This window comes from Paenibacillus sp. FSL W8-0194 (assembly GCF_037969745.1).
GTDB classification, from domain to species: Bacteria; Bacillota; Bacilli; order Paenibacillales; family Paenibacillaceae; genus Paenibacillus_AQ; species Paenibacillus_AQ cookii.
On sequence record NZ_CP150205.1, the window covers coordinates 5,418,512 to 5,436,189 of the forward strand.

The window sequence follows — 17,678 nt, forward strand, 5'->3', positions numbered from 1 at the left end:
GATTTCGGATACGAACGGGATCCCCGGAAATAAAAAAGAGCAGAATGCCGGATTCTGCTCTTACAATATACTTTATACTTTGTTGCAACGATTTTATGAGTCCGCCCGCACGCGCCACACGGCAGCACCGGAGCTCATCGCCCGGCAGCGGCCGATCGCCTCTTCCGCTGTACCAACGGCCTTGCTCCAATCGATGAAATAGCGGAATTCGTAAAATCCGCCCAGGGTTGCTTTGAAGTTGGTTTCCCAATAGTTGCTCATGGCCCATACGTACAGGTGCCGTTCCGTCTCTTCGGTTTGCTGGGTGTGGAGCAGCCGTTTTCCGTAGTCCAGCGAACCTAGCTGCACAAGCGGCGTATCCGGCGTGGCGATCATGAGGGCTTGGGTTTCTCCCGCAAAAGCCAGCCCCTCCTGAATGCAGTAGTAGTCCAGCAGCGTTCCCGGCAGCTGGTCGATCCCGGGACGGACGGGCGCGCCCGCTTTATCCAGCCACAGCGTTTCGGCATCCGGCAAGCCGGAAGTGAACGGCAGCGAAATATATACGTTTTCCGGTTCCCATACGCTTTCTTTATGAAAACGGACGGAGACGTCGACCCGGCTTGATCCAGCATAAAGCTTCAGAAATACGGAATAACAACTCATGCCGCGCGTTTCGAACTGCAGCTCCACGACTCCGTACAACGGGCCGTTCGAGACGGCCTTGGCCTTCGCAAGCCGCCCGACAAAGCGCTGCACGTTCAGCCCCTTTCGGTTACGGCCCATCGCGCTGCGCACGGCATACATGCTTCCCGAATTCGCAGGCCCTTCCGCAGGGGTCACTTCGTAAACAGGCGTAAACGCCCCATGTTTCCGGTCCGCGCGGATCAAATCCTCTCCTGTTTCCTTGATGACCCAGGACACGATCCCATCTTCGTTCCAGCCGATGTTTACGTAAGGGGATTCGGCCCCATGCTGCGAAAATACGCATGCATCCCTCACTTCGCCTGACGGGTACATATCCTCGATGTCGTATACCGTGTCGGCGCCGACCAGCTTCACGTTGCTCGTCGTGACCGCCTTCGATGTTTTGGCGGGACGAACCGTGAATTGTTTCTGTTCCCCCGGCCCCAGGTCTACCTCGACCGCGGCGCACTGAACGCCGGTTTGGTGCAATACCGCCTGCCCCGTGCTTTCGTCCACCACTTCCAGCCCGTCCTTAAAACGTTCGTTTTCGAAGCCGTCCCATTCCAAATCCGCCAGCTGCCTTAATGCATGCCGCTCGGTATTGGCCACCCGGTAACGGAAAGGGCGTCCGGGATACAGCAGGGTTCCGCCCTGAGCCTGCTGGACTTTATCCAAGGCCAGATGGGCCAACCGGCTGGCGTTGGCGGCATAAGCCAGCTTGCGCGCCTCCAGCATCTGCACGTTCCAGTGCCACGGCGCATGCACCGAAGCATGGAATCCCCACGTATGCTCGGCATACATGACAAGCTGCTGCTCGATGCCGGATAGCTCCTCGCGGCTCACAGTCTGCTGCCGGGGGTCCAACTTTTTCACTTTGCGCAGCGTTCGCTGGGCATCCCTGAACATTTGCGTGTGCATCGGCGTGGAGCTTACGCCGTCCGACCACCAGTCCGGCCAATCGCCGCGATAGACCGGAATTTCGGCATCCTGCTGCTTCAGATGGGCGAAAAAATGGCTTAACGTGGACATCTCTATGGAAACCTTGTCTCCGTTCAGCCCATTCCAGGAGCGAATGGCCCGCGCGATGTCCCCGTTCGGCGAGCCGTTGTCGGTGGCCAGTCCCGACACCATGACCGGCACAAAATCATACGGGTACCCTTCATCCTCCAGCTTGCGTAAATACCGTTCGATGCGCGTTTTCATGATCTCTTCCCGGTTGTCCACGATGGCCGGCGTCCGGAATTCGTCGCGGATCATGTAGCTGCCGACCCCGTCCGGACAAAGGCCCAGCTCGTTCCCGAACATGTAATGCTCCCCGTTCCAGACGAGCAGCTTTCTTCCGTCCGGCGCTTCCCACCAGAACGGGGTCTGTTTGCGGCCCAGCGCAAACATGCCGTGATGCGTGTGGATGCAGGAAAACAGATGCGAAATGCCCGCATCCAGCAGGCTTTGCGCGTACCCCCAGCTGTAGCCGTTAATGTCGGCGGTCATCGCGGAGTCCACGGGACAGCCGATGGAGCGCCCGTATTCCGCCGCTTTGGCGTGGATGGCCCGCAGCAGATCCTCATCGGCAAGCTCCGTCATGTTCAGGTAGGTACCGGAAAGCTCAATATCGCCCTGCCGTACCGCCTCCGCAAAATCGTGCAGCTCCTCGCTGCCCGCCTCCTTCAGAAACTGTTCCACCGCCCAAAACGTCTCGCAGGTCCATTTGAAGCCTTTCCATTCCTCGCGTTTTCCCGATCGCATATCTTTGCATATCCGGATAGCCTGTCGGATAAAATCCACATGGTACTGCTCGATCCGTTCCTGCCTTTCCGTGTAACCGATGTCCGTATGCGAATGATGGATCACAAACATGCGCCACTTCCGGCTTGGTTTATTCATGAGTACCTCTCCCATCATGAAGATTTCATAAAAACGGTATTGACCTATGTTCCATGGAAAAATCATTCGCGCTGCACGTCCGCAAAAAGCCGGCTTGCCCCTCTAAGCGCGCTTATCGACGTGTCCGCCGCTATTCGAACCGGAACGCCTCCCGACAGGCCGGAGACGAACAGGTCCGCGGATTTGGCGATTTGCCCGCCGATCATGATCTCATCCGGCTGAAAAGAGCCGATCCAGGGAAGCAGCGCCTCCGACAGCCTTTCGCCGAATCGGCGGAACAATTGCACAACCTGCATTTCGCCGTCACGCGCCCTGGCGGCCAACAATTTCACGTCTTCGTCCCCGTGCGACACTCGAGGCACTCCCATTTCTTCGGCGAGCCGAACGATCCCTCTGCGCGAGAAGTAATCGTCCAGCACCCCGTCCCGATAAGGCAGCCGGTACAGCCAGCCTTCCTCCGGGACCCCTTCGCCTTGTTTGACCAGCCGTCCGCGGTTAACAAAAGCGGAGCCGAGTCCCGTACCCAGCGTCAAATACATCGTTTTCTCCCCGGACCGCCCCGCGCCAAAAGCGTATTCGCCCAGCGCGAACAAAGCCGCGTCGTTTTCGATGGCAACCGCCGGGATGCCGCTCCACCTGCCTTTCAGCAGCGGAACCGAAGCGATCCTTTCCGTTAATTCCTCCCGGAGATTCACGCCGTACAAAGCCTCGAACTTGTTCAAACCGCGGGTAAGGCAAATCCCCCGTTCATAATCGAAAGGGCCCGGAAAGGCCAGCCCGACGCCGCGGATGCCGCATTCGGGCGGAACCTGCTTCCCTTGAATGTCGACGAGATCCGTAAGATGCCGCAGCAGCGCCTCCTTCTTCTCTCCCGATCTTGCGGGATAAACCTGCGGAGACCCTAGCAGGCTTCCATCGACGCCAACTAGGCCCGCCTTGATATACGTTCCTCCTACGTCAAAAGCCAACACGACGTCACGCATGCGGATCAACCAGGCTGACGTTCCACTTTTTCGAAACGCCTGCTTTAATCAGCCTGCACGGACAACCGCCCCGATTGACGATCGCGTACGCGCCAAACGCGGCCGGAATGATGTAAGACTCCGCATAACGGAGCTCGGCGTACACCGCTCCATCTTCAAGCGAAACGACGGCTGCGTGTTCCCCTTCGACCAAATTCAGCATGACGAACTCGCCTTCGGCCGCTTCCTCCCAACGGTCATCCAAATGGATGCGATGGACGTAAAACAGCAGATCCTCCCTTTCGCCCAGCACGTATTCCTCGTTGCTTCCCTGGGCCCTCAGCAGCCTTGGGCTTGGGATCAGGTTCTCCTGAACCCATTTCCCTTTGCGGGAGAAATCAATGTTCTCGAAAGCGTAATCGATGTTCATCGGCCGCGGCTTGCCGTCCAGATCCTTGCGCACGTAATCGTAAATCTTGAACGTGAACCACCAGGTCGTCGCGGAAATTTCCAGGACGAAGTTATCCTTTCCGGAGCAGTGGACCGTGCCGGTCGGAATGAGGTACAGGCGGCCTTTTTCGCTCTCCCATTCCTGCACGTAATCCGTGAAGGCGATCGGCTCGCCGGTAATCTGGGACCGTTCCGCCGCTTCGCGGAAAGCCTCGGGCGTGCCCCCCTCCGTCAAACCGAGATAAACTTTGGCATCGCCCTGTTTTTCCATGACGTAATACGATTCCTGCTGCTCCATGAACTCGTTGAACCGTTCCCTGATAAAGCGCTGCTTCGGGTGAACCTGGCAGGAGAGGTTGTCGCCGTCCATCGTGTCCAAGTAGTCGAATCGCACCGGAAAATAATCGCCGAACAACCGCACGTTTCGCTCCCCCATGATCTCCATCGGGGCATGCGCCATGACCAGCAGGAACGGAATCTCCGCAACCCGCCCCCCGTGCGTGACAAGCAGCGAGTTTTCCGGCGCAATCGGCTCGAAGTTCCAGGCGCAGTTCACCATATCCTCCGGCAAATCCGCGATCCGTTTCATGTATTGTCCGCCCCATACGCCCGGCATCATAAACGGTTTGACCCGCAGCGGATACCGCGCGACATCGCGGATGGCGGCGATCAGATCGCCAGTGGCGAGCAGGGCGGGCCGGCTCGGGTCGTTCATGTCGACATACAGGTCGAAGGCTTGGAGTCTCTCCTTGCGGTAAGCCTCCAGCAGCGGCCATTCCACGAAATAAGCGATTTTATAGGCTTCCACGGCATCCACATTCCACGTGAACCCGAAGTTTAACAACCCCTGCTTGTGAGCAAGCTCTTGGTATTCCCGGGAAACGTCGAGAAACATCGATGCGTCGCAGCGTCCGCCGCACAGCCACAAGGCGCCCGGGCCAAAAACGACGAATACCGTCCGTTCGGCTGCCGTTTCCGCCAATCGCGCTGCATGCTCTTCAAAACGACGCTGCGAGCCGTCTCGGAAATATTCGTCGATATTCCCTTCGGCGACGTATCCGAAAGCGCGGTTATCGGTTATGTTCCGCCGAAAATGTTCTCGAAGTTCCGCGCCCGATTTCAAATAACCGTACGTATCCGAAGCGGCGAATCGAAACCCTTGCTTTTCGGCATAAGGGATCAAACGTTTCAGCAGCGACTGGAAGTCTGCGCCGTGCGTCCCGTCAATCACGATCGTTGTGACGTTGCCGTTTTGGCCTTGAGCCAGGGAAAAAGCCCGCTCCAGCACGGCTTCGTATCCTTCTAGAATGCCAAGTTCGAGTACGGCTTGCCGAACCTTATTCAGCGGTCTTTTTTCAAACATAAGCTCCATCCTTTCCTGCCGGGCCTCTATACGAAATCAAAAATCAGCCCGCATCACACGGGAACCCACCGCGATTCCGAGCCACTTGTTTATGAGCCCGGATGATCGCTGGAACAACCGTATTTCAAACGAAAACGAACTCGTGTACCATTGTACAAAAGGACCTTGCGGGCGTCTTTGCATGAACGGGCCATCCTTTTGCAAAAAACGGACACGCGCATGCGCATCCTTTCCCGACAACACCGTATAGGGGAGTTTCCTCATGTCCATCGAATCCAGCTTTCGCAAAGCCAACCAAATATGCAACCGCCAGCTGACCCGCATCGAAGCCGATCGTTTAAGCCTTTCGATTCTTTATTGGGGGTTTATGCCTGCGCATTTCGACAATGCCCTGCATCGCCATTCGTTTTTCGAAGCTTGTTACGTCATCGAAGGCAGCGGCTCCTACATCGAACACGACACGGAATACCCGCTCGGCAAAGGCACCTCCTTTTTGTCCGTGCCGGGAACCTGGCATCAAATCCGGAGCCTTAAGGGGTTAACCTTGGTTTACGTCGCTTTTGAAGTGGATGAGGAGCGAACCGGGCCAAGTTGCGCCGAAGACTACCATCGCCTTGCGGAACAGGCCCGGCCCGTGATTTACGGCGCGGATGCCGAACCTTTGGGCCATTTATGGGAGACGCTCATATCGATCTTCGACGATCAAAAACCTGTTTTTCCGGCCTTGCTGCAGCACACCTCCACATCCCTGCTCCTGTCGGTCCCGGCCCTTCATGGATCTTACCGGGAAGAAGCTTGGCATCATCAGGCGGACGCCGCATGGGATGAAAACAGCCTTTTTCGCCAGGCGAAGCTGTTCATTGCCGACAACCTGAGCGAGGAACTGACGTTGCCCAGGGTAGCGGGCCATCTCCATATTTCGCCCCGACATCTGACGAGATTGTTTCAACAGCATACGAATCAAACCTTCGTCCATTACATTCAGGAACGCAGGGTTCAGTTGGCCGCGCAGATGCTCTTGAACGGGGATTTGTCCATCAAGGACATCGCTTCCCAGTGCGGCTTCCAATCGGTCCACTATTTCACCCGGATTTTCACCCAGAAGCTGGGCGTATCCCCCGCCAAATTCAGGCGCGCTCAGTTCACGGAAGGGCGTTCCGGCAAACATCGCTTTACGGAATAGACGCAAAATAACCCCGCACAAAACGGGGCTAAACCAAATAAAAGCTGACGCCGGGTGATACCCGGTGCCAGCCTTCAGCTTTATCTGCGTATGCAAATGTCTTCGTCAATGCGGGTATAAAACGTCGAACTCGTTTCCGCACGGCCCGCCGTCCGGATTTGCCTCCAGCATCACCTCGGAACCGTCCGCCGCGTACAGCGGGCGGTAAAAGGCTCCGATTCGAACCGCGGATGCATTGGCATAATGGCATATGAACGCGCGCCGGAAACGGTCCTTGGATTTGTTGCGGTACGACCCGTGGATCAGATTCCCGTTGAAAAACAGCACGTCGCCTTCGTCCATGACGGCCGGAACGGCTTTTTTGTCTTTGGGCGGTTTGACGTAATGGGTGGTAAACGACTCCTTCTCATCAGCCAGTTCGGGGCACACCACTTCATAACCGCTGGTTTTTGGAACGACCAACAAACAGCCGTTTTCCTCGTCGGCGGCATCAATCGCCGTCCATGCGGCAATGCAGTTGCCCGGTTCGACCTTCAAATAGAAATTGTCCTGGTGAAGCGCCTGCCCCCTTGATCCCGGCGGTTTGTAGTAATACATGCTTTGCGCCGCCAGCGCGGGTTCCCCATACAGATTCTCTAGCACATCCATCACCGGTTTGTGCAGCATGTATTTCATGGCCGTTTGATTGAATCGATGCGGATGCATGACGCGCGGATATCTTTTGAGAGGATCCGGGTTGTCCGGATCAAACACGGGTTCAAAATGCCCCGCTACCGTCGTTTCGCCGATTCTCTCGAACGTGCTGCGAATGTCGTCCAGCTCTCCGGGCTCGAACAGCCCTTTTACGATCAGATACCCTTCCGCTTGAAAAAACGCCATCTGCTCCGGCGACAATCCTTTTCCGCTTGGGCCCATAAGTTCGCTCCTTTACAATGATATCGAAATGAACTATGGTCATTGTAACTTGCGAAGACAAACGAAAACAGTAAGCTTTCTGCTCAAAACTCATCCGATTCTGCTGTCATGCCAATGGCCGTCGGAATCGGTCCGATCCTGTTTTGCGATCAACGGAGGAGGGTCAGTGAAAAATATGAAATTCAACCATCATACCGCCGACTCCGGATATATTTTCGGTGGATATTACGACGAATCCGACGCTTATATGGTGAGACGCCCCGATGGCATGTCCGACTGGCTGCTTCTCTATACCGTCAGCGGCGGCGGTTATTTTCAGACGCCCGAAGGCCGAAAAGAATGCACGGAAGGAGACGTGACGCTTCTGCGGAGCGGCGTCCCTCATCAATACGGAACGCTGCCGGGACAACGATGGCGGTTTTTCTGGTCCCATTTTCAAGGGTTGCCCGAGATCGGTTATCTTCCCCAGGTTGAGGTATGGAATCAAAGCATCTCCAGCGAATATTACCGTGTGCGGATCGGCCATGCATTTCGGAACCTGCTTCATGATTCCAGGGAGCGGGCAGGCATGTGGGAATTTTTATGCCAAAACGCCATTCGGGAAGTGTTGCTGTTATCCTGCGAAAGCCTGCATTCCCCGCTCGATCCGCGCGTGCAGACGGCTCTGCATTGGCTTACCCGCAACATGGCCGAAGACATCACCGTCGAGGAGCTCGCCCGGTCGGTTGCGCTATCCCCTTCGCGATTATCCCATCTGTTCAAGCAGGAGACCGGACTGTCCATCCTCGAATACCGCAACCGGATGCGAATCCAACAGGCGGCCCTGCTGATCCGGCATATGAAAAAGACGGCCGGCGAAGCGGCCCTCGAAGTCGGGTTTTCCAACTATAATCACTTTTCCAGACTTTTTAAAAAGCAGTTCTCCGTGTGTCCGAAAGATTACCGTCCATGAAATCGACATCCCCATGCTTACATTCGCCTACGGGCTGATCCTACCCGCGCTCAAGCCGTAGCGAAGCTCAACCGGTTTCTGCACGCCGTTCATTTGATCGAGCCACACTCGCCACAAATCGGACTGCCTTTGTCAAAAGAGGCCCTTCAAAAAGGGTCTTTTTGTTTTGCCATGAAATAAAAAGGTTGAATCCGAACTCGTTTTGCATATAATTAGTACCAAGTACTAATACTTGATATTAAATTTCACCCGTTTTCCCGGTTTATCGTCTTGTCCATTATCCGTAAGGAGGAAAAACCATGATCAATAACGCAATATCCAAAGCGGCTATTACGGCCATCGGCACCTATGTGCCGGACAAAAGATTAACGAATGCGGATTTGGAAAAACTCGTGGAGACAAACGACGAATGGATCGTGCAGCGGACCGGCATGAGGGAGCGCCGGATCAGCGCCGAGCAAGAGTTTACCTCGGACCTGTGCATCCGGGCGGTCGATGACTTAATGCGGACCTACGGCAAAACCGTGGAGGATGTCGATTTGATCATCGTCGCCACCACGACGCCGGACTACCCGTTCCCCAGCGTGGCGTGTTTGATTCAGGAGCATTTTAACATCCGAAGCACCGGGGCCTTCGACTTGAACGCGACTTGCGCAGGGTTTGCTTACGGCCTGCATCTGGCAAACGGGCTTATCAGCGCCGGGCTGCACCGGAAGGTGCTGGTCGTCGGCGGCGAAACGCTGTCCAAGGTGACGGATTATACGGATCGGACGACATGCATTCTGTTCGGGGACGGCGCGGGCGCGGTGCTGGTCGAAGCGGACGAAGCCCGTCCCGGCTTCATCGCGTCCCTCCAAGGCACGGACGGCAGCGGCGGCGTCCACCTCTACCGTGCCGGGATGTCCGATACATTAAAAGGCCAACCGCTTGCAGGCGAAGGAAACATCGTGCAAAACGGACGAGAGGTGTATAAATGGGCCGTGCGAACGGTCTCCTCGGGAATCGCGGAGCTTTTGCCGCATGCCGGCATGACGACCGCGGATATCGACTGGTTCGTGCCTCACAGCGTCAACCTTCGAATGATCGAGTCCATTTGCGAGAAGACCGGCATTCCCATCGAAAAAACGCTCTACAGCGTGGAATATATGGGGAATACATCCGCGGCATCCATCCCGCTGTCGCTCGGCCTCGGCGTGCGGGAGCAGAAGCTGAAATACGGCGACACGCTCCTTCTATACGGATTCGGCGGCGGGTTGACCCACGCGGGACTGGTCGTGCGCTGGGGCGTTCCCGATCTGGATGTCCGAGCATAACCCTGCACCGATCCGTGAAGCTATTCGCCGCTGTTCTCCCTTCATCGTAGCGGCATCGTCCTTTTTCCGTCCGGAATGAAATCCGCAGGGTTTGCTTAAATTTCGCTTTCGGGATATATATTAAGTAACACATACGACGGAGGCCGAGGCGCGGGCAGCGCTAACGTAAGCAATAAGGGGAGCATGGTGAACATGATACAGATCAAACGGATTTATGACCCTGCCGAAGCTTCGGACGGACAGCGGATTTTGGTGGACCGGATCTGGCCTAGAGGGGTAACGAAGGAAAAAGCGCAAATTGCGGCCTGGATGAGGGAAATTACGCCAAGCCCAAGCCTGCGCACCTGGTTCGGGCATCGGCCGGAAAGATTCGAAGCATTCAAAGCGCGTTACGAAGCCGAATTATCCGATGAGACAGCCCAGGCTTCTTTGGAAAAGATTCGCGGCTGGGCGGCATCGGGAACGGTCACGCTGCTGTATGCCGCAAAAGACCGGCAGTTTAACCATGCCGTGGTGCTGAAGGAATACTTGGAGCAGATGTAGCAGCAGGAAAACATCCGCCTTTATTGACACCTAATGCTTGTATAATTGAAGATGCCTCTTCAGAGGAAAAGGCCGACCCCTCAAATCAGGGATCGGCCTTTCGCCTTTTATTGATGTTCTTCCAGCCACTGCTCCGTCATCCGCAGCAGCACCTCGCTGCGCTTGATCGCATCCGCCACCTGCTCCGTAGCCGTGCCGCCGTATACGTTGCGGGCGTTCACGACCGTCTCCGGCTGCAGCACCTCGTAAATCGCATCGTCGAACAGCGGAGAAAACTGCTTGAATTCTTCCAGCGTCAGGTCGAGCAGATATTTGCCGTTCTGGATGCAGTACAGCACCGTTTTCCCGATCACTTCATGCGCCTGGCGGAACGGGAGGCCTTTGCCTACGAGGAAATCGGCGATGTCCGTCGCGTTGGAGAAATCCTTGTTGACCGCTTCGCGCATCCGCGATTTGTTGACCTTCATCGTGGCGATCATCGGAGCGAACAGCTGCAGGGCACCTTCGAGCGTCGCCACCGTGTCGAACATGCCTTCTTTGTCTTCCTGCATATCCTTGTTGTAGGCAAGCGGCAGCGACTTCAGCACCGTCAGTAGCCCCATCAGGTTGCCGTAGACGCGGCCGGTTTTGCCGCGGACGAGCTCCGGCACGTCGGGATTTTTCTTCTGCGGCATGATGCTGCTGCCGGTACAAAACGCGTCGTCAAGCTCAATGAAGTTAAACTCGGTGCTGCTCCACAGCACAAGCTCCTCCGACAGGCGGGACAGATGCATCATGATGATTGAGGCGTGGGACAGAAACTCCAGAATAAAGTCGCGGTCGCTGACCGCGTCCAGGCTGTTTTCGTACACGCGGTCGAACTGCAGCTGCTCCGCCACGAAATGGCGGTCGATCGGGAACGTCGTTCCGGCCAGCGCCCCGGCGCCGAGCGGCAGCACGTTGATGCGCTTGTAGCTGTCCATCAGGCGCTCAATGTCGCGCTGGAACATCGATACGTATGCCATCAAGTGATGGGCGAACAGGATCGGCTGCGCCCGCTGCAGATGCGTATATCCCGGCACGATCGTATCCAGGTTGTCGCGGGCTTGCCCGATCAGCGATTTTTGCAGCTCATAGAGCATGCCGGACAGCTCCACCACGCGTTTGCGCAGGTACAGATGCATGTCGGTGGCCACTTGGTCGTTGCGGCTGCGGCCCGTATGCAGCTTGCCCCCAACCGGGCCGATTTCGGCGATCAGGTTTTTTTCCACGTTCATATGGATATCTTCGTCCGACACCGAAAACTCGATTTCGCCCTTGCGGATTTTTTCCAGCACCTTGTTCAGGCCGCCTTTGATCGTTTCCACGTCTTCCTGCGGCAAAATCCCGCATTTGCCCAGCATCGTCACATGCGCCAGGCTCCCTTGAATGTCTTCCTCGGCCAGCTTTTGGTCAAACCCGATCGAAGCGGTATACTCGTCCACCAAATGGTTGGTTTGCTTCGTAAAGCGCCCTCCCCACAATTTACTCACGAATGTTCTCTCCTCTCTGATACGGCAGAGGGCCGCTCCTTCTCATGAATGAAAAGCAGCGGCCGTCATCGCCGTTTACGCTTGCGCGGTTCATGGTCCTATTTGTTGTTCTGCTCCACGCCCGTGCCCACTTTGAGGCGAAGCGCGTTCAAGCGGATAAAGCCCGTTGCATCCCCTTGATCGTACGCTTGCGTCGGATCGGCTTCCATCGTTGCGATATCCGGGTTGTACAAGCTGACCGGACTTTTGACGCCCGCGGCGATGATATTGCCTTTATACAGCTTCACACGCACCGTTCCGGTGACGTTTTTTTGGCTTTCGGTTACCAGCGCCTGCAAAGCAAGGCGTTCCGGCGCAAACCAGAAACCGTTGTATACGAGCGTGCTGTAACGCGTAATGAGGCTGTCGCGCAGGTTCATCACTTCGCGGTCCATCGTGATGGATTCCATTTTGCGGTGAGCGGTGAACAAAATCGTTCCGCCCGGCGTTTCGTACACCCCGCGGCTTTTCATGCCGACGAAGCGGTTTTCCACCATGTCGACGCGGCCGATGCCGTGTTTGCCGCCAAGCTCGTTCAGCTTTTCCATGACCTGCAGCGGGTTCAGCTGCTCGCCGTTCAACGCCACGCAGTTGCCTTGGACGAACTCGAGCTCGAGGTATTCCGCTTCATCCGGCGCATCCTCAGGGGAGTTGCTGAGAAGGTACATGTCTTTGTTTTCCGGTGCGCTGGCATCGAACCAAGGATCCTCCAGCACGCCGCTTTCGTAGCTGATATGCAGCAGGTTGCGGTCCATGGAGTAAGGTTTAGCGGCAGAGGCGGTAACCGGAATGCCGTGTTTTTCGGCAAAAGCGATCATTTCGGCGCGGCCCGGGAAGTCGTTGCGGAACTCCTCGAGGCGCCATGGCGCGATCACTTCGATGTCCGGAGCCAGTGCGGCAACGCCGAGCTCAAAACGGACCTGGTCGTTCCCTTTGCCCGTTGCCCCGTGCGCAATCGCGGTGGCGCCTTCGGCGCGAGCAATCTCCACCATGCGTTTAGCGATCAATGGACGCGCGATGCTTGTGCCGAGCAAATACTGGCCTTCATACAGCGCGCCTGCTTGGAACATCGGATAAATAAAGTCCTTCGCGAACTCCTCGCGCAAATCGTCGATGTATACTTTGGAAGCACCGGTCGCAAGCGCCTTGGCTTCGAGGCCGTCGAGTTCTTCCTTCTGGCCGATATCCGCCGTAAAAGCGATAATTTCCGCGTCGTAAGTTTCTTTGAGCCATTTGAGGATAATGGATGTGTCCAGCCCGCCGGAATAGGCGAGCACGATTTTTTCTTTTGCCATCATGAACTTCCTTTCGTTTATGCTTCGTGGATTAACCCAGAATTTAAATTATACACTGTGCTATGAGACCGCTCCGGGTACGGATCGTTCTTCCGATCGCTGGTGTCTACCCCATCAACGCAGCCATCAATGCTTTCTGCGCGTGCAGGCGGTTTTCGGCCTGATCGAAAATCACCGAGTTTTTGCCGTCGATGACGCCTTCGCTGACTTCCTCTCCGCGGTGCGCAGGCAGGCAGTGCATGAACAGATAGTCGCTTTTTGCGCCTTTCGCCAGCTCTTCGTCTACTTGATAGTCCTTAAAAGCGGCTTCGCGGATCTTTTGCTCTTCCTCGAAGCCCATGCTTGCCCATACGTCCGTATAGATGACGTCGGCGTCTTTGACCGCTTCCTGCGGGCTGCGCGTCACGACGATTTGCGCGCCGGTTTCCTTCGCGATTTCGCGGCTTGCCTTCACGACCTCCGCATCCGGCTCATATCCTTCCGGACTGGCCACGGACACATGCACGCCCAGCTTCGCTCCGCCGATCATGAGGGAATGCGCCATGTTGTTGCCGTCGCCGATGTATGCGAGCTTAAGGCCTTTCAGCTTGCCTTTATGTTCGAGGATCGTTTGGTAATCTGCCAGCACCTGGCACGGATGCGCCAGATCGCTCAGCCCGTTGATGACCGGCACGGAAGCGTATTTGGCCAGTTCCACCACATTGTTGTGCCCGAAGGTACGAATCATGATGCCGTCGAGGTAACGGGAAAGCACCTGCGCGGTATCGCTGATGATTTCGCCCCGTCCGAGCTGGATGTCGTTTTTGCTTAAAAAGAGCGCGTGCGCTCCGAGCTGGAACGCCCCGACTTCAAAGGAAGCCCGCGTGCGGGTGGAAGATTTTTCGAAAATGAGTCCGATCGTTTTGCCTCTCAGCGGCTGATAAACCTCGCCGTTTTTTTGCTTGCGCTTCAGTTCGATCGCCAGATCGAGCAGGTACTGGATCTCTTCCGTGGAGTAGTCGTCCAGCTCAAGCAAATCCCGGCCCTTCAGGTTGACATGCTGCAGCTGCTCTGTTTGGGTCATGGGTGTTCCTCCTTTTTGCTTTTGGTTATCATCTCGCCTAATGACGCTGCGGTCGGGCCGTTTTGCCGATCCCGGCGTTTTCAGGCCGCTTCGCTCCGCAACAGGTCATTCATGATAAAAAATATTTATAATATTAATCCTTTTTTACGGCCGTTTGGTCATGGATCACGCCAGCGATGATGCTTACCGCCTGATCGATTTCTTCCTTCGTCACGTACAGGTTCGGCAGCAGCCGGATGACGTTAGGTCCTGCGGTAATGAACAGCAGCCCGCGTTTTTGGCCTTCAAGCACCAGGTCGCCCACAGGTTCGGCGCATTCGATACCAACCAGCAAACCGAGGCCGCGGACGGCTTTGACGTGAGGGTTGCCTGCCAGCTTCTCCGTCAGCTGCTCTTTCAAATAAGCTCCCATTTCTTCCGCGCGCTGCGGCAGCCGGTCCTCCAGCATCGTTTCGATCGTGGCGATGACGGCCGCCGTCGCAATCGGCGTTCCGCCGAAGGTCGAGCCGTGGCTGCCCGCCGAAAACGCATCCCGCAGGAAAGCTTTGCCGAGCATCGCGCCGGTCGGAAAGCCGCTGGCAATGCCTTTGGCAAGCGTAAAAATATCCGGTTCAATGCCGTAATGCTCATGCGCAAACAGTTTGCCCGTACGTCCCATGCCGGTCTGCACTTCGTCGATGATCAGCAGCAGGCCATGCTCCTTGCACAGCTCCTGAATGGCGCGGACAAATCCTTCTTCCACCGGAAGCACGCCGCCTTCGGCAAGCACCAGCTCCAGCATGATGGCCGCCGTATGGTCGGTAATGGCCGCTTTGAGCGCATCCAGGTCATGCAGCGGCACGCTTTTAAAGCCGGCAGGAAGCGGCAGGAAGCCGTCCTTTACTTTGTCCTGCCCCGTCGCCGTCAGCGTCGCCAGCGTCCGTCCATGGAAGGATTGGAAAAAAGTGATGATCTCATAACGATCCGTGCCTTTTACCTTTTGGTGATAACGTCGTGCCAGCTTGATCGCCGCTTCATTCGCTTCGGCGCCGCTGTTGCAGAAAAACACCGCATCGGCACAGCTGTTCGCCGTAAGAAGCGCCGCCGCCTTTTCCTGATTCGGAATGTGGAACAGGTTCGACACATGCCATAGCTGATCCAGCTGCTCTTTCAGCTTCGCCGTCACTTTCTCCGGAGCATGGCCCAGGTTGGTAACGGCGATGCCGCTCATAAAATCGAGATACTTGTTGCCTTGGTCGTCCCACAACCAGCTTCCTTGGCCTTTTACCAAACTGATCGGATATCTGGCGTAATTGGGAAACAACGAACTGGATTGCCCTTCAGGGATACTCATATCAAATCACTCCTATCCGAATCGATATATGGTCGTTTCTTTGCCGTACTTTTCATCCGCCGCGTTGGTTGCGGTTCCGGTATAGCCAAACATCTGTATTTGAAGGGTTTTATTTTACGATTCTCGTCCCGATGGCTTCCCCTTGCAGCACCCGGCTCAGCACCATCGGCTCGCTGCCGTTCACGATGACGACTTCCTGGACGTCGCCCTGAATGCAGCTGACCGCTGCTTTGACTTTCGGGATCATTCCGCCGTAAATGTCGCCGCTGGCGATCATGTCCTCGATCTGTTGAACCGTCACGACAGGGAGCACCTGCTTGATGCCTTCAATCTCTTTCATGATGCCCGGAACGTCGGTCACGACGATCATCCGGTCCGTTCCCAGATGCGAAGCGACCGCTCCCGCGGCCGTGTCGGCGTTGATGTTGTACCGCTGCCCGCTCGGATCCACGCCGACAGGCGCGATGACCGGCATGTAGCCCATAGCCGCAATCCCTTGAATGATGTCGGACCTTACATGCGTGACGTCCCCGACCCAGCCTACCGCATCGCTATTCGCTACCGGCTGCGCTTGGATCAAACCGCCGTCGACGCCCGAGATGCCAAGCGCCCTGCCGCCGCTTTGCTGGATGCGCCGGACGATCTGCTTGTTGATGCTGCCCGCGAGCACCATCTCCACGACGTCGAGCACCGCCTCCGTCGTCCGTCGCAAGCCGTTCACGAATTCCGTCTCAATCCCAAGCTTCTCCAGATTTTCCGAAATGGCCGGTCCGCCGCCATGAACGATCACGGTTTGGATGCCGGACGCCTGCAGCTGCTTCAAATCCTCGAAAAACGAATCCGGCAGCGCCGCCAGCGTACTGCCGCCGCATTTCATCACGAAGCTTTGCCGGCCTGCATGATCGGCCGCCCGAGCGTCCCGCTGCTCCAATGTTTCCACCGCTCTCTCCTCCCTCCGTATCCGTTTGATTAGGTTCGGTAAGCCGCATTGATGCGGACATAATCGTAAGTCAAATCACAGCCCCAGGCCGTGGCCCGGCCTTCTCCTTGATGCAGATCCACCACAATCCGGACGGTATCGCCCTTCAAATATTGCAAGGCTTCCTCTTCGTCAAACGCGACCGGCCGGGAGCCTTCCAAAACCGAAATGCGGCCGATTTGAATGTCCACCGTTTCCGGATTCACGGGTTCTCCTGCACGGCCGACGGCCGCGATCACCCGTCCCCAGTTCGCATCGGCGCCGAATACCGCCGATTTGACGAGGCTCGATCCAATCACCGTTTTGGCAATAGCGCGCGCTGATGCGTCGCTGACCGCTCCGTTCACCTGCACCTCGACCAGCTTCGTTGCCCCTTCGCCGTCCCGGGCGATCGCTTGGGCCAATACTTGGCATACGTAAGTGAAACCTGCCGCAAAAGCCTCCCAATCCGGGTGCGCCGGATGCAGCGCATCATTGCCGGCCAACCCGCTCGCCATCGCAATGAGCATGTCATTGGTGCTGGTATCCCCATCCACCGTTATCATGTTAAAGGTAACGTCTGTGGCCTGACGCAGAAGCTGCTGCAGCGCCCCTGCCTCGATCGCAGCATCCGTCGTCATAAACGCCAGCATCGTCGCCATGTTCGGATGAATCATTCCCGACCCTTTGGCCGCCCCGGCAATCGTCACGTCCTTGCCGTTAACGACGACCGAAACGCATGCTTCCTTCTTCACGAGGTCGGTCGTTAAAATCGCCTGCGAGAAATCCTCCGCTCCGGATGCTTCGCCGCTCAGCCGATTCGGCAAGCCGGCAATTCCCTCCGTGACGCGGTCCATTTTGAGCAGTTCGCCGATTACGCCCGTTGAGGCGACCGCCACGTCCTGCTCCGCTACCCCAAGATGGCGGGCAGCTTCCGCCCGCATCGTATAGGCATCTTCTTCGCCCTGTTTGCCGGTGCAGGCATTGGCATTGCCGCTGTTAACGACAACAGCCTGCAGTCTGCCGTCCTGCAGGCTTTCGCGCGTCACCTTCAGCGGTGCTGCCTGGATCAAGTTGGTCGTATAGACGGCCGCCGCGACGGCCGGTACTTCGCACACAATGGCGCCGAGGTCATGACGCCCGGATTTTTTGAGCCCGCAGTGCAAGCCGCCTGCGGAAAAGCCCTTTGGTGTTATGATGGAACCGCCTTGTACCGCGGTAAATTTTGATTGTCCCATATGCTTTCATCCC

At 56.6% G+C, this 17,678-nt stretch carries 14 protein-coding genes; 4 read left to right on the plus strand and 10 right to left on the minus strand.

What is annotated here, in order from left to right; translation table 11 throughout:
• Positions 1-93: 93 nt before the first annotated feature.
• From MKY58_RS25080 to MKY58_RS25090, 3 genes are all read right to left on the minus strand, one after another.
• A complete protein-coding gene (locus MKY58_RS25080) occupies positions 94-2,547 on the minus strand; it encodes a glycoside hydrolase (protein ID WP_339322531.1) in 2,454 nt (817 codons plus the stop codon).
• A 62-nt stretch (positions 2,548-2,609) separates the two neighbouring features.
• Positions 2,610-3,530, minus strand: a complete 921-nt coding sequence (locus MKY58_RS25085; RefSeq protein WP_339322532.1) for an ROK family protein — start codon at positions 3,528-3,530, stop codon at positions 2,610-2,612.
• Positions 3,523-5,322: a class I mannose-6-phosphate isomerase gene (locus MKY58_RS25090; RefSeq protein ID WP_339322533.1), complete on the minus strand. Its 1,800-nt coding sequence runs from the start codon at positions 5,320-5,322 to the stop codon at positions 3,523-3,525. Before MKY58_RS25090 ends, MKY58_RS25085 begins: the two co-directional genes overlap by 8 nt.
• A 262-nt stretch (positions 5,323-5,584) precedes the next feature.
• Between MKY58_RS25090 and MKY58_RS25095 the strand changes: the two genes are divergently transcribed.
• Complete coding sequence (locus MKY58_RS25095) at positions 5,585-6,505, plus strand: AraC family transcriptional regulator (protein WP_339322534.1); 921 nt, start codon at positions 5,585-5,587, stop codon at positions 6,503-6,505.
• A 105-nt stretch (positions 6,506-6,610) separates the two neighbouring features.
• Here MKY58_RS25095 and MKY58_RS25100 read toward each other — a convergent pair whose 3' ends face one another.
• Complete coding sequence (locus MKY58_RS25100) at positions 6,611-7,420, minus strand: phytanoyl-CoA dioxygenase family protein (RefSeq protein WP_339322535.1); 810 nt, start codon at positions 7,418-7,420, stop codon at positions 6,611-6,613.
• A 175-nt stretch (positions 7,421-7,595) separates the two neighbouring features.
• Here MKY58_RS25100 and MKY58_RS25105 point away from each other — a divergent pair, with 175 nt between their 5' ends.
• The 3 genes from MKY58_RS25105 (at position 7,596) to MKY58_RS25115 (ending at position 10,228) form a co-directional block, all read left to right on the plus strand.
• Positions 7,596-8,372 (plus strand): helix-turn-helix domain-containing protein, encoded by a 777-nt coding sequence (locus MKY58_RS25105; RefSeq protein ID WP_339325243.1) that lies wholly within the window; start codon positions 7,596-7,598, stop codon positions 8,370-8,372.
• A 314-nt stretch (positions 8,373-8,686) separates the two neighbouring features.
• Positions 8,687-9,685 carry a ketoacyl-ACP synthase III gene (locus tag MKY58_RS25110; protein ID WP_081992399.1) on the plus strand — a complete coding sequence of 333 codons (999 nt, stop codon included), beginning with the start codon at positions 8,687-8,689 and terminating at the stop codon, positions 9,683-9,685.
• Between the two features lie 192 nt (positions 9,686-9,877).
• Positions 9,878-10,228 (plus strand): DUF488 domain-containing protein, encoded by a 351-nt coding sequence (locus MKY58_RS25115; RefSeq protein WP_339322536.1) that lies wholly within the window; start codon positions 9,878-9,880, stop codon positions 10,226-10,228.
• A gap of 107 nt (positions 10,229-10,335) precedes the next feature.
• Here MKY58_RS25115 and argH read toward each other — a convergent pair whose 3' ends face one another.
• From argH to argJ, 6 genes are all read right to left on the minus strand, one after another.
• Positions 10,336-11,739: an argininosuccinate lyase gene (gene argH / locus MKY58_RS25120; protein WP_212949873.1), complete on the minus strand. Its 1,404-nt coding sequence runs from the start codon at positions 11,737-11,739 to the stop codon at positions 10,336-10,338.
• Positions 11,740-11,837: 98 nt separating this feature from the next.
• Positions 11,838-13,073: an argininosuccinate synthase gene (locus MKY58_RS25125; protein ID WP_036710464.1), complete on the minus strand. Its 1,236-nt coding sequence runs from the start codon at positions 13,071-13,073 to the stop codon at positions 11,838-11,840.
• A gap of 106 nt (positions 13,074-13,179) precedes the next feature.
• Complete coding sequence (gene argF / locus MKY58_RS25130) at positions 13,180-14,136, minus strand: ornithine carbamoyltransferase (protein ID WP_339322537.1); 957 nt, start codon at positions 14,134-14,136, stop codon at positions 13,180-13,182.
• A gap of 133 nt (positions 14,137-14,269) precedes the next feature.
• Positions 14,270-15,469, minus strand: a complete 1,200-nt coding sequence (locus MKY58_RS25135; protein WP_339322538.1) for an acetylornithine transaminase — start codon at positions 15,467-15,469, stop codon at positions 14,270-14,272.
• Between the two features lie 109 nt (positions 15,470-15,578).
• A complete protein-coding gene (argB, locus tag MKY58_RS25140) occupies positions 15,579-16,346 on the minus strand; it encodes an acetylglutamate kinase (protein WP_339325244.1) in 768 nt (255 codons plus the stop codon).
• Between the two features lie 92 nt (positions 16,347-16,438).
• Positions 16,439-17,665 carry a bifunctional glutamate N-acetyltransferase/amino-acid acetyltransferase ArgJ gene (argJ, locus tag MKY58_RS25145; RefSeq protein ID WP_339322539.1) on the minus strand — a complete coding sequence of 409 codons (1,227 nt, stop codon included), beginning with the start codon at positions 17,663-17,665 and terminating at the stop codon, positions 16,439-16,441.
• Positions 17,666-17,678: the final 13 nt, after the last annotated feature.

Bases quoted from the DNA above. Each gene is read 5' to 3' on its own strand.
- MKY58_RS25080 (WP_339322531.1), bottom strand. From the start codon at position 2,547: ATGAATAAACCAAGCCGGAAGTGGCGCATGTTTGTGATCCATCATTCG.
- MKY58_RS25085 (WP_339322532.1), bottom strand. From the start codon at position 3,530: ATGCGTGACGTCGTGTTGGCTTTTGACGTAGGAGGAACGTATATCAAG.
- MKY58_RS25090 (WP_339322533.1), bottom strand. From the start codon at position 5,322: ATGTTTGAAAAAAGACCGCTGAATAAGGTTCGGCAAGCCGTACTCGAA.
- MKY58_RS25095 (WP_339322534.1), top strand. From the start codon at position 5,585: ATGTCCATCGAATCCAGCTTTCGCAAAGCCAACCAAATATGCAACCGC.
- MKY58_RS25100 (WP_339322535.1), bottom strand. From the start codon at position 7,420: ATGGGCCCAAGCGGAAAAGGATTGTCGCCGGAGCAGATGGCGTTTTTT.
- MKY58_RS25105 (WP_339325243.1), top strand. From the start codon at position 7,596: ATGAAATTCAACCATCATACCGCCGACTCCGGATATATTTTCGGTGGA.
- MKY58_RS25115 (WP_339322536.1), top strand. From the start codon at position 9,878: ATGATACAGATCAAACGGATTTATGACCCTGCCGAAGCTTCGGACGGA.
- MKY58_RS25125 (WP_036710464.1), bottom strand. From the start codon at position 13,073: ATGGCAAAAGAAAAAATCGTGCTCGCCTATTCCGGCGGGCTGGACACA.
- argF (WP_339322537.1), bottom strand. From the start codon at position 14,136: ATGACCCAAACAGAGCAGCTGCAGCATGTCAACCTGAAGGGCCGGGAT.
- MKY58_RS25135 (WP_339322538.1), bottom strand. From the start codon at position 15,469: ATGAGTATCCCTGAAGGGCAATCCAGTTCGTTGTTTCCCAATTACGCC.
- argB (WP_339325244.1), bottom strand. From the start codon at position 16,346: ATGAAATGCGGCGGCAGTACGCTGGCGGCGCTGCCGGATTCGTTTTTC.
- argJ (WP_339322539.1), bottom strand. From the start codon at position 17,665: ATGGGACAATCAAAATTTACCGCGGTACAAGGCGGTTCCATCATAACA.